Annotated in this window: 15 protein-coding genes and 1 riboswitch; of the genes, 5 read left to right on the forward strand and 10 right to left on the reverse strand. The window is 32.8% G+C overall.

What is annotated here, in order from left to right; translation table 11 throughout:
* Positions 1–35: 35 nt before the first annotated feature.
* From HMPREF2706_RS10910 to tadA, 3 genes are all read right to left on the reverse strand, one after another.
* A complete protein-coding gene (locus tag HMPREF2706_RS10910) occupies positions 36–602 on the reverse strand; it encodes an NADPH-dependent FMN reductase (RefSeq protein WP_023350765.1) in 567 nt (188 codons plus the stop codon).
* Between the two features lie 16 nt (positions 603–618).
* Positions 619–1,494, reverse strand: coding sequence for a Cof-type HAD-IIB family hydrolase (locus HMPREF2706_RS10915; RefSeq protein ID WP_002452494.1), 876 nt, complete (start codon positions 1,492–1,494; stop codon positions 619–621).
* A 106-nt stretch (positions 1,495–1,600) separates the two neighbouring features.
* Positions 1,601–2,107, reverse strand: a complete 507-nt coding sequence (gene tadA / locus HMPREF2706_RS10920; RefSeq protein WP_030059911.1) for a tRNA adenosine(34) deaminase TadA — start codon at positions 2,105–2,107, stop codon at positions 1,601–1,603.
* Positions 2,108–2,173: 66 nt separating this feature from the next.
* Between tadA and HMPREF2706_RS10925 the strand changes: the two genes are divergently transcribed.
* From HMPREF2706_RS10925 to HMPREF2706_RS10935, 3 genes are all read left to right on the forward strand, one after another.
* Positions 2,174–2,791 (forward strand): deoxynucleoside kinase, encoded by a 618-nt coding sequence (locus HMPREF2706_RS10925; protein WP_030059909.1) that lies wholly within the window; start codon positions 2,174–2,176, stop codon positions 2,789–2,791.
* A complete protein-coding gene (locus HMPREF2706_RS10930; RefSeq protein WP_002433233.1) occupies positions 2,784–3,449 on the forward strand; it encodes a deoxynucleoside kinase in 666 nt (221 codons plus the stop codon). Before HMPREF2706_RS10925 ends, HMPREF2706_RS10930 begins: the two co-directional genes overlap by 8 nt.
* A gap of 77 nt (positions 3,450–3,526) precedes the next feature.
* A riboswitch (TPP riboswitch) is annotated at positions 3,527–3,626 on the forward strand.
* Between the two features lie 94 nt (positions 3,627–3,720).
* On the forward strand, positions 3,721–4,473 hold the full coding sequence (locus HMPREF2706_RS10935) for a 3-oxoacyl-ACP reductase (RefSeq protein WP_030059908.1): 753 nt from the start codon (positions 3,721–3,723) through the stop codon (positions 4,471–4,473).
* Positions 4,474–4,615: 142 nt separating this feature from the next.
* On the opposite strand, the gene HMPREF2706_RS10940 is transcribed toward HMPREF2706_RS10935, so the two are convergent.
* The 3 genes from HMPREF2706_RS10940 to HMPREF2706_RS10950 all read right to left on the reverse strand — a co-directional run bounded on the left by HMPREF2706_RS10940 (position 4,616) and on the right by HMPREF2706_RS10950 (position 7,794).
* Complete coding sequence (locus tag HMPREF2706_RS10940) at positions 4,616–5,317, reverse strand: HAD family hydrolase (protein WP_002433489.1); 702 nt, start codon at positions 5,315–5,317, stop codon at positions 4,616–4,618.
* Positions 5,318–5,474: 157 nt separating this feature from the next.
* Positions 5,475–6,551: a branched-chain amino acid aminotransferase gene (locus HMPREF2706_RS10945; RefSeq protein ID WP_030059905.1), complete on the reverse strand. Its 1,077-nt coding sequence runs from the start codon at positions 6,549–6,551 to the stop codon at positions 5,475–5,477.
* Positions 6,552–6,834: 283 nt separating this feature from the next.
* The gene (locus HMPREF2706_RS10950; protein ID WP_070862375.1) at positions 6,835–7,794 is read right to left on the reverse strand and encodes an NAD-dependent epimerase/dehydratase family protein; all 960 of its coding nucleotides are present in this window, start codon (positions 7,792–7,794) and stop codon (positions 6,835–6,837) included.
* Positions 7,795–8,106: 312 nt separating this feature from the next.
* Between HMPREF2706_RS10950 and HMPREF2706_RS10955 the strand changes: the two genes are divergently transcribed.
* The gene (locus HMPREF2706_RS10955) at positions 8,107–9,807 is read left to right on the forward strand and encodes a 5'-nucleotidase C-terminal domain-containing protein (protein ID WP_030059901.1); all 1,701 of its coding nucleotides are present in this window, start codon (positions 8,107–8,109) and stop codon (positions 9,805–9,807) included.
* Positions 9,808–10,232: 425 nt separating this feature from the next.
* Positions 10,233–10,448: a hypothetical protein gene (locus HMPREF2706_RS10960; RefSeq protein WP_002433257.1), complete on the forward strand. Its 216-nt coding sequence runs from the start codon at positions 10,233–10,235 to the stop codon at positions 10,446–10,448.
* A 52-nt stretch (positions 10,449–10,500) separates the two neighbouring features.
* Here HMPREF2706_RS10960 and HMPREF2706_RS10965 read toward each other — a convergent pair whose 3' ends face one another.
* The 4 genes from HMPREF2706_RS10965 to HMPREF2706_RS10980 all read right to left on the reverse strand — a co-directional run bounded on the left by HMPREF2706_RS10965 (position 10,501) and on the right by HMPREF2706_RS10980 (position 13,933).
* Positions 10,501–11,457 carry an ornithine cyclodeaminase family protein gene (locus HMPREF2706_RS10965; RefSeq protein ID WP_030059899.1) on the reverse strand — a complete coding sequence of 319 codons (957 nt, stop codon included), beginning with the start codon at positions 11,455–11,457 and terminating at the stop codon, positions 10,501–10,503.
* Between the two features lie 75 nt (positions 11,458–11,532).
* Complete coding sequence (locus HMPREF2706_RS10970) at positions 11,533–11,802, reverse strand: hypothetical protein (RefSeq protein WP_030059897.1); 270 nt, start codon at positions 11,800–11,802, stop codon at positions 11,533–11,535.
* A gap of 303 nt (positions 11,803–12,105) precedes the next feature.
* Entirely contained in the window at positions 12,106–12,612 is a 507-nt protein-coding gene (locus HMPREF2706_RS10975) for a GNAT family N-acetyltransferase (RefSeq protein WP_030059895.1), read from the reverse strand.
* A 133-nt stretch (positions 12,613–12,745) separates the two neighbouring features.
* On the reverse strand, positions 12,746–13,933 hold the full coding sequence (locus tag HMPREF2706_RS10980) for a glycine C-acetyltransferase (protein ID WP_070862376.1): 1,188 nt from the start codon (positions 13,931–13,933) through the stop codon (positions 12,746–12,748).
* Between the last annotated feature and the right edge of the window lie 172 nt (positions 13,934–14,105).

Raw genomic sequence — 14,105 nt, forward strand, 5'->3', positions numbered from 1 at the left:
CTTTTATTTAAAATTATATTGTATAACTGTACGTTTTATTTTAAGTGTTCATAAGGACTGTTATTTACAAATGAAACGATTTGATCTACGAATAATTTTGCACGTAATTGGAATTCACTATCCTCTAGGTATAATGTGCCATCGTCTAATTTTGCGTAATCTGAATCATGTGTAGCAATTTGTGTAGGAACTGCAATACCTAATAAACTGCGTATAATCACTCTTAAATGTGATAATGGTTCTGAACTTACAATACCTCCACTATTTCCAATGAGACCCACCGGTTTCATTTTGAAATAATCCATATTCAAATGATCTAGAGCGTTCTTAAGTATGCCAGAAAATGAGCCATGATAATTAGGCGTTCCAAGAATAAAGAAATCCGCTTCCATTGCTTTATCCTGAAGCTCTTTAACATTTTTTTTAATATCTTCAGCAGCTTGTGTTGTACCAGAAAAGTCCAATTGATGAATTGGTTTCTCAGCTAAATCAAATATATCTACATCAACATCATGTTCATCTAATTGACCTATAAGGTATTTAGCTAAAGCATTTGTATGAGAACCTACTCTAGCACTGCCTACAATTATTAATCCTTTCATCTTTTACACCTCTTAATTATGTTAATTGATTCTCTTCTTTTAAAAATTTCTTAATTGCTTTACCGACTCCGCTGTTTTCATTTGAATCAGTCACATACTTAGCGACTGTCTTAACTTCTGGTGCAGCATTATCCATTGCGACCGAATAACCGACTCTTTCAAGCATAGAGACATCATTTAAGTTATCCCCTAGTGCCATGACATCTTTTAAATCAATGCCGAGTTGTTTCGCAATAGTAGATAAAGCTATGCCTTTTTGCGCATCTGAATGTGTAATTTCTAAATTACCTCTTGAAGATGAAGAAACTGCAAGGTTTGGTGATTGAGCTAATTCTTGACCTACAAGATCAATTTTTCCTAAATCAGAATCGAACGCTAAAATTTTCATGATTAATTCACCAGGAATATCTTCAATTTTGTCATAATTATCAACAATTTTTAAAGTTCCATTATCTATACGTTTTTGAATACTGTTCTCGATTTTCTCAACATCTGCTTTTTGACCAGCACGTTCAGCGATATCAATATAAATTTCTAAGTCTCTTTGAGGATTTTCCGTATAAATCCCTCTATTTGTGTAAACTTGATAATATATGTCTTTTTCTTTCAATGTAGACGTTATCTTACTCACTAAAGAATGATTAAGATGAGATGTACTCATAATATTGAACGTTTCATCGCGAACTTCGGCTCCGTTCAAGCAGATATATGGTACTTTTAAATCTGTTTCAGCAACTGGTGTATTCGCTTCGTAAAATGCACGCCCTGTCGCGATAACAACAGTGATACCATGTTCTTGTGCAAATTTAATCGCTTCTTGGTTCTCTTGAGAAATTTCGTGTGCAGCATTAAGGAGCGTTCCATCCATATCTGTTGCAATTAGCTTTATCATTCGTTGACCTCGTTTCTTCCCGTTTGTAGTTATTTATTTTTAATTTAGGTTTTTAAATTTAATTTTTGAAAAGGTTAGCATGTATTGTCACTCTTTTCATACACAATTATTCTAACAAATTTGTGTCATTTTGTATCTTTGCTTGTTTGAGTGCCTTCTTTTGTTGGCGAATATTTTTGAAGAAATCACGTAAAAGTGTGCTGCATTCATTTTCCAAAATACCCGACTCAACAATAGCTCTGTGGTTGAATTGAGGCTGCTCTAACAAGTTCATCAAACTGCCGGTACATCCTCCCTTAGGATCAACAGCACCATAAACCACTCGTGGTATTCGACTCATCACGATGGCTCCTGCACACATCACGCAGGGTTCAAGGGTGACATAAAGAGTACATTCTTCTAAACGCCAACTACCCACTACCTTAGATGCACGTTCAATCGCAATGTGTTCAGCGTGTGCAGTAGGTAGTTGTAAGGATTCTCTTAAATTATGAGCGTGTGCAATGACTTGATCATTTTTAACAATGACAGCTCCAATGGGCACCTCCCCTAGAGCTTGTGCTTTCTGAGCTTCTTTGATTGCTAAACGCATATAATCTTTATCAGTTCTCATATGTGTTGCAATACCTCACTTATGGTACAATACTCATTGTCTATTTTAACATTTGGAGAAGTGAATATGAATAAACCATTTATTGCAATTGAAGGACCTATAGGTGTTGGTAAATCTTCACTTGCACGAATGCTAAGTCAAACGCTTGGTTATTACGAAGAGAAAGAAATTGTTGACGAAAATCCTTTTCTATCAGACTTTTATGACGACATAGAAAAGTGGAGCTTTCAAACAGAAATGTTCTTTTTATGTAACAGATATAAACAAATTCAAGATATTGAGGCGTTAGAACAAGGCGTTGTAAGTGATTACCACATACATAAAAATAAAATATTTGCAAATAACACATTAGATTCGAAAGAGTTCGATAAATTCAGTCGCATTTATGATATTTTGACTGAAGATCTTGAAATGCCTAATATGATTATCTTTTTAGATGCAGATTTAGATGTTCTCAAAACTAGAATAGCTAAACGCAATCGCGATTTTGAACATACTATTGAAGATGATTATTTATTAAAGCTGAAACAAGATTATAAAGCTTATTATGAATCCTTAAAAAATGAGGGCGCGAATGTCATACGTATTGACACAACTGAGAAAGATTTTGTTAACAATAGTGACGACTATAAAGAAATTTTAGAATTAATAAAACCAATGATTGGAGATAATATAGATGAATAATTTTGGTATTCCTCAAAATGCAATTATCACTATTGCAGGTACTGTGGGCGTCGGAAAGTCAACATTAACACAGGCGCTTGCTGATAAATTAAATTTTAAAACTTCTTTTGAAAATGTTGATCATAATCCTTATTTAGATAAATTCTATCATGATTTTGAGCGTTGGAGTTTTCATCTACAAATATACTTTTTAGCGGAACGCTTTAAAGAACAAAAGCGTATGTTTGAATATGGTGGTGGCTTCGTACAGGACCGTTCTATTTATGAAGATGTTGATATTTTTGCGAAAATGCATGAAGAACAAGGTACAATGAGCCCGGAAGATTTTCACACGTATTCAGAATTATTTAACGCTATGGTAATGACACCTTATTTTCCTAAACCAGATGTGTTAATTTATTTAGAATGTGATTATGATGAAGTGATTGATCGTATTAAGCAACGTGGTCGTGATATGGAAATTAATACAGACCCTGAATATTGGAAAAAATTATTCAAACGTTACGATGATTGGATTAATAATTTTAATGCTTGTCCAGTGGTGCGCGTCAATATTAATGAGTATGATATTCACGAAAATCTGGATTCACTAGACCCAATTATCGATAAAATAGCTCATATCATCCAGACTCATCGCCAAGTTGATACAAGACCTTAAAGTGAATTGAAACTTTGCTTATATTCTATTTTTTGACAAACGATCTAATTATATATAGGTTAATACTACAAGTTAATGATTTACACTAGGGGTGTTTTTAACTGAGATGGAATCTATCCAAACCCTTTGAACCTGAATCTAGTTTAAACTAGCGTAGGAAAGTGTGATGACGCTCTTAATATTAATTTGTCATAATATGTGATGACTAAGAAGCACAACTTTTTTACGGAAGTTGTGCTTCTTTTTTTAAAAAATTTTAGGAGGATTAAAAATGTCAAAAACTGCAATTATTACTGGAAGTAGCCGTGGTTTAGGAGCGGTAATTGCTCAAACATTAATTAATAAAGGTTATAACGTTGTTGTGAATTATAAACATAGCAGAGAAAAAGCTGAAAAATTGATTGAGAATATTAGTCATGAAAAAGCAATTGCAATTCAAGCTGATGTGACAGAACGTGCCGAAGTTAACCGAATGGTCAAAGTTGCAAAGGAACATTTTGGTAATATAGACATTGTTATTAATAATGCACTAGTTAATTTTAAGTTTGATCCAAACCAACAAAAGAACTTCAAAGATTTAACTTGGGAAGATTATCAACAACAACTTGATGGCACTTTAAAAGCTGCATTTAATGTTACACAAAGTGTCATACCTCAATTTATTGAAAAACAGGAAGGCAGAATTATTAATATCGGAACAAATCTATATCAAAACCCAGTCGTCCCCTATCATGAATACACGACTGCTAAAGCTGGCTTAATAGGTTTTACCCGTAATATCGCTGCAGAGCTAGGCCAATATGGTATAACAGCCAATGTGGTTTCTGGAGGATTATTAAAAACTACTGATGCTAGTGCAGTAACGACGCCTGAGGTATTCGACTTAATCGCTCAAACGACACCGCTCAAAAAAGTGACTACGCCACAAGATGTAGCAAATATGGTTGCTTATCTAGCTTCTGATGAAGCAAGTGGTATCACTGGTCAGAATTTAACTGTTGATGGTGGGTTAACAATGAATTAATGTATGATGTTAATAGAAAATATCGATTAAAACTTACATCTAAAATTAAATGTAGAGTGAAACCTCTTTTTTTAAAGACAAATATAATAAAAGCATGGTTACTTGAACTCACTCAAATATCCATGCTTTTTAATTAATTTTGTTATTTTTTATATTGATCTAAAATTTGTTTTACATCTTTAGCACTGTCAATAATGACATCCGCATCCGCTTCATGAAGTTCCTCTCTTTTTGCGATACCAGTTAATACACCTATACTTAAACCTAATTTAGCGTTTACCGCAGTTTTCATATCATTTGTAGTGTCACCAATGATGGCAACTTGATCTGGTGAAACATCATAAGCGTCAAATAAAGGATTCAACACTTTTGGATTGGGTTTTTCTTCAGCATGAGTTTCTGTAGAAATAATTAAATCAAATAATTCTTTAGATTGCGTTTCTTCTAGAAATTGATCTACGCCTTTTTTGGTATCACTAGTGACAATACCAATTTTATAACCTTCGTTTCTAAGTTCCTGAATAGTCTCTTGCACACCTTCAATCCAATTATTTTCAGGAACACGAGTATCAACAAGTTCTTGGCTAGTATTTCTTGCCCAATCAGATGTATCTTCTCCAGTAACTTTATTAAAAGATTTAATCATATCTCCTAATGATCCTGAACCCATAATTGAATCAGGAACAATTTTATCGTCAATAATTCCAAGTTGGCGGTGTGCTACTTCTTTGTCGTGTACAGGAAATGTCTCTAATAGTTTATCAACAAGGCGCACACCGATTTTTTCCCAACTCTTATCAAATTCTATTAGCGTGCCATCTTTATCAAATAATATCCATTCCATTTTTACTTCTCTCCTGAAAATGATTTTTTGTAGTACATTCATTTACATATTATTGTAATATAGAGACTTCAATAATTATAGAAAAGTGGATTATGGTTTCTTTATTTCACAAAAAAGAGCTTTCTCGAATGAGAAAGCTCTTTCAGTATATAACACATTAATAGTTAGGGACTTCAACTCTCCAACCATATTTATCTTCTAATTTACCGCTTTGAATACCAGTATATGTGTCATATAATTTTTGAGTGATTTCACCTGGCTCATTATTATTAATAACAATTTCTCTGTCTTCATAGCGTAATGTACCAACTGGAGAAATAACCGCTGCAGTACCTGCACCAAATACTTCTGTAAGTTCACCTTTGTCGTAAGCGTCGAATAATTCGTCAATTGAAACTTTTCTTTCTTCAACTTCATAACCTAAGTCTTCAGCTAATTGAATAATTGATTTTCTAGTAATACCTGGTAAGATACTTCCATTTAATGCAGGTGTGACTATTTTTCCATTTTCAACGAAGAAGATATTCATACTTCCAACTTCTTCGACATATTTTTGTTCCACACCATCTAGCCATAATACTTGGTCATAACCTAATTTGTTAGCATTAGTTTGTGCAAGTAGACTAGCAGCATAGTTACCGGCAACTTTCGCAAATCCTACTCCTCCACGTACGGCACGAACATATTCGTCTTCAACATAAATTTTAGTAGTTTTTAACGTGTCTCCACCATAATACGCACCTGAAGGCGATAAAATGATTAATAACTTATATTGTTGAGATGCACGTACACCTAGAATACCTTCCGTAGCAAATACGAATGGACGAATATATAATGATTGCCCTTCACCCTCTGGTACCCAGTCACGTTCAACATCAATAAGTTGTTTTAATCCCTCTAATAATGCTTCTTCGTCAACTTCTGGCATTTCTAAACGCGCTAAAGAATTATTAATACGTTTAAAGTTTTGGTCTGGTCGGAATAATACCACTTCACCGTTGTGTTTATATGCTTTAAGCCCTTCAAATACCGCTTGACCATAATGTAAACCTTGTGCTGCTGGTGAAATTTCAAATGGTGCATAAGGTACAATCTTCATATCATGCCAACCTTTATCCGCATCATAATCCAAACTTAGCATATAGTCTGAAAAATATTGACCGAATCCTAATTTCGATGTGTCTGGTTTTTCTTTCAATGTATCTCGTTGTTCAAATTTTACCTTTTCTGACATGAATATAGCCTCCTAGTAATTTCTCCGAATTGAATAGTTACTCTAAATTATATCAATCGCATTTATACTATTCAATGAGTTTTCTAAATATTCAAAATAAATATACAAATGTAATTATGTACTCTTTATTAGTTAAACATTACCATATTAAACTTACAAGTTTAGTTATTTACGTATGTTATAGATACATTGGATTTAAAATATAAAAAAACTCCTTTTAAAAGTTTTAATTTTAAAAGGAATAAGTTTTAGCTAAACTACGTTATTAATTATATAAGATTTTCTATTTAGCAACCTTTTCTTTTTCTTCAATTGCTGCGAGCATCAACTTAGTCATTGAGGCTAAATCATATTTTGGATTAAATCCCCACTCACCACGTGAACAGCTCGTATCGATACTATCAGGCCATGTTGAAGCAATATTTTGACGTTCTGGATCAACATCATAGTCTAGTTCGAAATTAGGGTAGTACTCTTGAATGGCTTTTTTAACCATTTCAGGTTCTATACTCATTGCACTTAAATTATAACCATTACGAGTTTCTAATTTGGCACCATCTGCTTCCATTAATTTTATAATAGCGTCGATGGCATCATCCATATACATCATATCCATATATGTGTTCTTATCGATATAGCTTGTATAACGACCTTCTCTTACTGCTTTAAAATAAATTTCAACAGCGTAGTCAGTCGTGCCGCCCCCTGGCTCCTTCACATGTGAAATAAGTCCTGGGAATCTTACGCTGCGAGTATCTACGCCAAACTTAACATAATAATACTGACACAGTAATTCACCCGCAACTTTATTAACACCGTACATTGTAGTAGGTTGTTGGATTGTTACTTGTGGTGTATTTACTTTAGGCGTTGACGTGCCAAAAGCACCAATAGAGCTTGGTGTAAAGAATTGTAGTTCATACGTACGTGCAGCTTCAAGAGCGTTCATTAATCCTCCCATATTTAAATCCCAAGCGAATAATGGATTCTTCTCAGCAGTTGCGGATAATAATGCTGCCATATGCATTAAAGTGTCTGCCCCAAAATCTTCGATAAGCTTATACATACGCTCTCTGTCTTTAACATCTAAAATTTCAAATGGACCATTTTGAACTGGTGAATTTGCTTCAGGTTCTCTAATATCTGTAGCTAATACATTTTCTGTACCGTAAATTTCTCGACATTTCACTACTAACTCGGTTCCAATTTGGCCAAGTGCCCCTGTAATCATTATCTTTTTCATTACAAAATCTCCCCTTGTTTATTTCATAAGTGCGTTGTCCTTCTAGTATGTACATATTCTTAATTTACATCAATATTATATAATAAAAGCGCTTTCTTGTATATGCAGTAAACACATTATAGGGTTTAATAAGTAGTTTTTAATTTATGATTTTTGTATGAGCGCGTTAGTTGTATTGCTATTTGGTCATTAGACTATGACGTTTTATTAATTAAATTTAAATTCGAAGTAAATATTTTAAATAAAAGAATTATTTATTCTTTTTATATGCTAATATTGCAATGTATATAATTTTTCAAAAGGAGGAACTATATGAAAAAAATCATAATCACTATTATCACTTTATTTATAACCCTTGGTACGATACTAAACTTTAACCTCGTTAATGCTTCAGAACAACACACGCACTCAAATGACAATCAAAGTAAAACTGAACACACAATATTACATACTAATGATATTCATGGTCGCTTCGTAGAAGAAAAAGGACGTGTTATTGGCATGCCTAAATTAAAAGGTCTCAAAAATAAAGAAAAACCTGATTTAGTTTTAGACTCTGGGGATGCCTTTCAAGGATTGCCAGTTTCTAACCATTCAAAAGGTGAAGAAATGGCTAAAGCAATGAATAAAGTAGGCTATGACGCTATGACAATTGGTAATCATGAATTTGATTTTGGCTATAACCAATTATTAAAATTACAAAAACAGCTTCATTTTCCAATGATCTCATCAAATATTTATAAAAACGGGAAGCGCATTTTCAAACCTTCAACTATAATTAAACGTAATGGTGTGCGATACGGTTTAGTAGGTGTTACAACTCCCGAAACTAAAATTAAAACCTCTCCTGATGCTGTGAAAGATGTAGAATTTAAAGATCCATTGAGCAGTGTGAAAGGTGCTATTAAAGAAATGGATGGTAAAGCAGATGTATATGTTGTTTTATCTCATCTTGGCATCGATAAAAATACTAAAAAAGAATGGCGTGGAGATTATCTAATTGAACAATTATCCAAAGATAACTCAATAAAAAAACCAATCATAGTTTTAGATGGTCACTCACATTCTGTTATAAAACATGGCAAAAAGTATAATCATGGTATCTTAGCTCAAACGGGTACTGCTTTGGAAAATGTAGGCAAAATTAGTTTTCTTTTTAACCATCATAAAGTGTCAGATTTAAAAGCGAGTCTGATTAACGTCAAAGATACAAATAAAATAAAAGCTGATCCCTCAATAGAAAAACAAGTAAATAAAGCGAATAATGAATTTAAAAAAGAAACATCTAAAGTGATTATTCCTAATAATAAAGTTGAATTTAAAGGCGATAAAAATATAGCTCGTACTCAAGAAACGAATTTAGGAAATCTAATTACAGATGCGATGGAGGATTACGCAGCGAAAAACTTTAAACATAAGCCAGATTTCGCAGTGACTAATGGCGGTGGTATTCGCGCTTCCATCTCTAAAGGCAAAGTCACTCAAAACGATATTATTACAGTGCTGCCTTTCGGTAATTTAATTTCACAGATTAAAGTTAAAGGTACGAATGTGAAGAAAGCATTTGAACATAGTCTAGGTTCTCCTACTGAAACAAAAGATGGTAAGAAACAACTATCACCAAATGGCGGTTTCTTACAAGTTTCGAAATCAATACGTGTTTATTATGATATGAATCAAAAATCTGGCTCAAGAGTTCGAGATATTCAAGTTCGTAATCGCGAGACCGGAAAATTTGAAAAATTAAATCCTAATAAAACATATTATGTTGCTACCAATGATTTTACCGCTAACAAAGGTGATGGCTACGATATGTTTGGAGGACAACGTGAGGAAGGTATTTCGCTTGATGAAGTCGTAGGAAATTATATTCAAAAGCACAATTTAAATGAATATAATACTAATAATCCTGAAAGAATCATTAATGGAAAATTAGATTCAGTGAAAAAATCAACACATAAATCAGACAATGGTAAACAATCAAGCAATCATACTCACAAAAAGTCAGCCTAAATATACAAGAGACTCTGAGATAAAATAGTCATTCTCAGAGTCACTTTTTTATGATTAAACTCTATTTTATTAAGAAACATATATAGTTAATCAAACGCATAAAGATTATTTACTTACGGAAAATATTAAATAAGACAAAGTTGATTTTTAATTTAGTCCAAATTAAAAGATACTCACGCTTATCGCAGATAATCAAAATGATTAGAGTAAGTCCCGAAAAGGGGTTCAAATACTGAGACTATTAGTCCAAAAGATGGCATTGAAAGGTGACAGTCATATTTCTTGGGAAATAATTCTCCATCCACTTATAGCAGTCTGCCGTTTGTGCGAGGTTACAGTGCCCTCCTACTACTTCAACTACGTTTGCAATTCATAAAGGCAAACGTTATCATTAATTTAAGTTAAATATAATGTAGGTGATCGTAATGAATGGTGGTTTGAAAACGTATAAACAACGACAAGTAGGTTTGCTATCTAGCTTATTAATCTTTTTAGCATTTATCTTTCAAAATATTTATGTACTTGTAACTAAACATGAGTTAGTGCCTGAGATGCTAAGTACATTTAGCCTACTCGTTTTTCTAATTTTAGCTACACTTTGTGTTAAACAGGTTATATATAATTATAGACATCGACCATGATAGAACCCATATAAAATCCCGCTAGTTAATTTTAACGGGATTAATAATATGATTAATTATCACTTTCAAGTGCTTTTTTATAGAAATACTGAGCTACTACAATATCAACAATGGCTAGACCCACTGATTTAAATAAAGTTACCTCTTTTTCGTCCTCACGTCCTGCTTTCTTACCTGAGACAATATCACCTAACTCACCATATAACATATTGTGAGTTAATATACCCTCTTCCTGAGGCACTTTTAAATCGCCTGTCTCTTCCATTGCCGCTTCGGTCGATTCAACAACAATCTTATTAGCGATCATCATAGACTCTGACGGTAATTCTTGCATATCAGGTTTGAATGAACCTACTGCATTAAGATGGACGCCTGGGTGTAACGTGTGTGAATATACTGGTTCTGAAGCATTTGTAGCGGTAACTATAATATCCGCAGCCTCCATTGCTTCATCTGCTTGATCATACGTTTTGGCTTTAACTCCATATTTTTGTTGAGTTGCTTCAGCAAGCTTTTCAGCTTTTTCCTTAGTTCTACTTGAAAAGTGAACTTCCTCAATATTTCTCACAGCCATGACAGCTTCTATGAGACCTTCAGCTTGTACTCCGGCACCAATGACAGTTAATACTTTAGCATCTTCACGAGACAAATATTTTGTAGCCACACCAGAAATCGCGCCTGTTCTAATTTTAGTTAAATAACCACCATCTAGTACTGCTAGTGTTTCCCCCGTTTCATAATCGCTTAGTATTACTGAGCCTGTAATTGTTGCTTTACCTTTTTTAGGATTATCAGGAGCAAATGAAACGGTTTTTAATCCGACAATTTTTAATTCATCTGATAATGCTGGCATCACTAAGTATCGATTGTGTTTATTAAATGGCAACACATGTCGCAATGGGGTTTCAGTTTTATCTTCTGAAAATGCTTTTAGCGCTTGTCCAACCTCTTCAATAACTTCATTCATATTTAATAACTCTGATTGAGTTTGTTCATCTAAATATCGCATTTTAAACTCTCCTTTATACCATGACGCTTTTAAATAACATTCCCTTAGATTTTAGTATCTAACATAATTGAATGATTAAAATAGTATTGCTAAAAGTATCGATGTGAGTACCACTAAATTAAATAAATTGATAAAAATACTTATATTAAGCGTATCCTTAATATCGTCTTGAGTTCTTGATATAAAACTAAATATCAATGAAATGATAAGTAAGAAAATGCTAAATAAAGCAAAAAATGAGACTATATCTGGTCCTACTTCACTTATACGATTTAAAGATAGGCTGATCCAAGTGATTAAAATAATATAATTAAATAGGTTCATTCCATATATTACATACTTCATTAATACCACCCGATTATTTAAATATATTTTTTACTATCGTTTCAAATTTGAATTATAATTTACATTGTTACTTTCACTCATATAATAATACACTCTGATTAAAATAATAAGTAATCCGATAAATGAAGCTAAAATGTCGGATTTATTAAATTTTTGTTGTGACAATGTAAATTCCGTGCTATTCTATTATTTATAAATAAAAGGCAATGTGCATTAACACATTACCTTGCGATTTTGCTTCTTTTTAGCAAAACTATTTAATTAACTTTTGACAACTATCACCCTTCTTTTGAAGGGTGATTTTTATTTATTCAAAATTTGATATCGATTAACAACTTTCCCATTCTTTTTAATATAGGGTTCGATTTCATAACCACCATATTTTTTTATGACATTTTGAGATGCGTAATTGAATGGATTTGTAGTCATAAGAATTGTTTCAACATTTCGTATTTTTAAGTAGTCAAGGGCTTGTCCTAATAAGGTTGAGGCATATCCTTTACCTCTATATGATCGAGCTACGCCATACCCAATATGACCCCCAATGTTTCTTAATCGATGATTGAGTTCGTGTCTAATATCCACCGCACCCACAATATTTCCATCAACAAAATAAAATAATGTTGTGGTGGGAACCCAATCTTTACTTGGTCTTTCTTGATTAAGAAAATCAACCATATCTTTGAAGGACTGATATTCTTTTAAATTCGTATTTCCTGGTACAACTTTTTCATTATTGTCATACCATTCTTGAATATAAACGTTGAATGTTTCTTCATCTTTATACGTAAGTTGTCTTAATTCTTCCACTCCGTTATACCTCTTCTCATCCATTCATTTCACTATTATTGTAAAATGAATAAACCACTATATTAAAGTATTTTAAATCAGAAAAATTAAAGGCACTCACTCTCTAAGAGACAAGTGCCTTAAGAATAACAATCTATATAATATTTAATTCTTTTCCAACCTTCTCATAAGCATTAAGGGCTTTATCTAACATATCTTTAGTATGAGCAGCTGTAGGCATATTTCTTACACGACCGGTATCTCTAGGAACTGTTGGGAATACTATTGACTTAACATAGATTCCTTCTTCTTTAAGACGTTTACTAAACTCTTGCGTATCTTTTTCATCTCCAATAATGACTGGAGTAATTGGTGTTTCAGATTCCCCAGTATTAAAACCTAATTTAGAGAGTCCATCTTTTAAATATTGTGCGTTATCCCATAATTGATCATGTAATTCTGTAGATGCCATTAATTTTTTAACAGCTTCAGTAATAGCCTTAGTATCTCCAGGTGCTAATGAAGTCGAGAATAAGAACGGTCTTGATTGTGCTTTTAACCAATCAATTAATTGTTTAGAGCCTGCTACATAACCACCTACAACACCAATGGCTTTAGATAATGTGCCAATTTGGATGTCAATTTTATCTTGTAAACCGAAATGTTTAACTGTACCTGCACCTTTACCCATAACACCTGAACCATGAGCGTCATCAACATAAGTTAATAAACCAAATTCTTCAGCAATTTTTACAATTTCTGGTAGCTTAGCAACATCCCCATCCATACTAAATACACCATCAGTAATATACATTACTTTATTGTATTGTCCAGACTCAACAGCTTCTTTAGCTTTTGTACGTAAATCCTCCATATCTGAATGATTTACTCGAATAATTTTAGCTTTAGATAAGCGACAACCATCAATAATAGAGGCATGGTTTAATTCGTCAGATAAAATAGCATCATTTTTATTCATAACAGCTGATATAGCAGCCATATTACAATTAAACCCTGATTGATATGCAATAGCTGCTTCAGTACCTTTAAACTGTGCAAGTGTATCTTCTAACTCATCATGTAAGTCCAATGTACCATTAATTGAGCGTACTGCACCTGCACCCACTCCGTGTGAATCAATTGCTTTTTTAGCTGCTTCTTTTAAATCTTCATTCGTAGCAAGTCCTAAGTAGTTATTTGATGATAAATTGACGTAGTTTTTACCATTAATTTTGATTTCAGGACCATTTGCTCCCTCAATTGAGTCAATTTCGTTATATAAGCCATTGTCTTTTAAATATTGTATATTTTCATCTAAAAACTCATTTAGTGATTGAACCACAATTAAATCCCCCTTGTGTTGTCTATTTTCTTTAATCATACCTTAATTTTCAGAATCATGAAAGCCTTATCATTTATAGGTGTTATCACCTTGTTTTATTGAAAAATAATTAATATGAAAGCCTACTTTAGCTTAATCAATAATGATATACTAATTACGATAATAAGAAGGA

This window comes from Staphylococcus sp. HMSC067F07 (assembly GCF_001837405.1).
In the GTDB taxonomy this organism is placed as follows: Bacteria; Bacillota; Bacilli; order Staphylococcales; family Staphylococcaceae; genus Staphylococcus; species Staphylococcus capitis.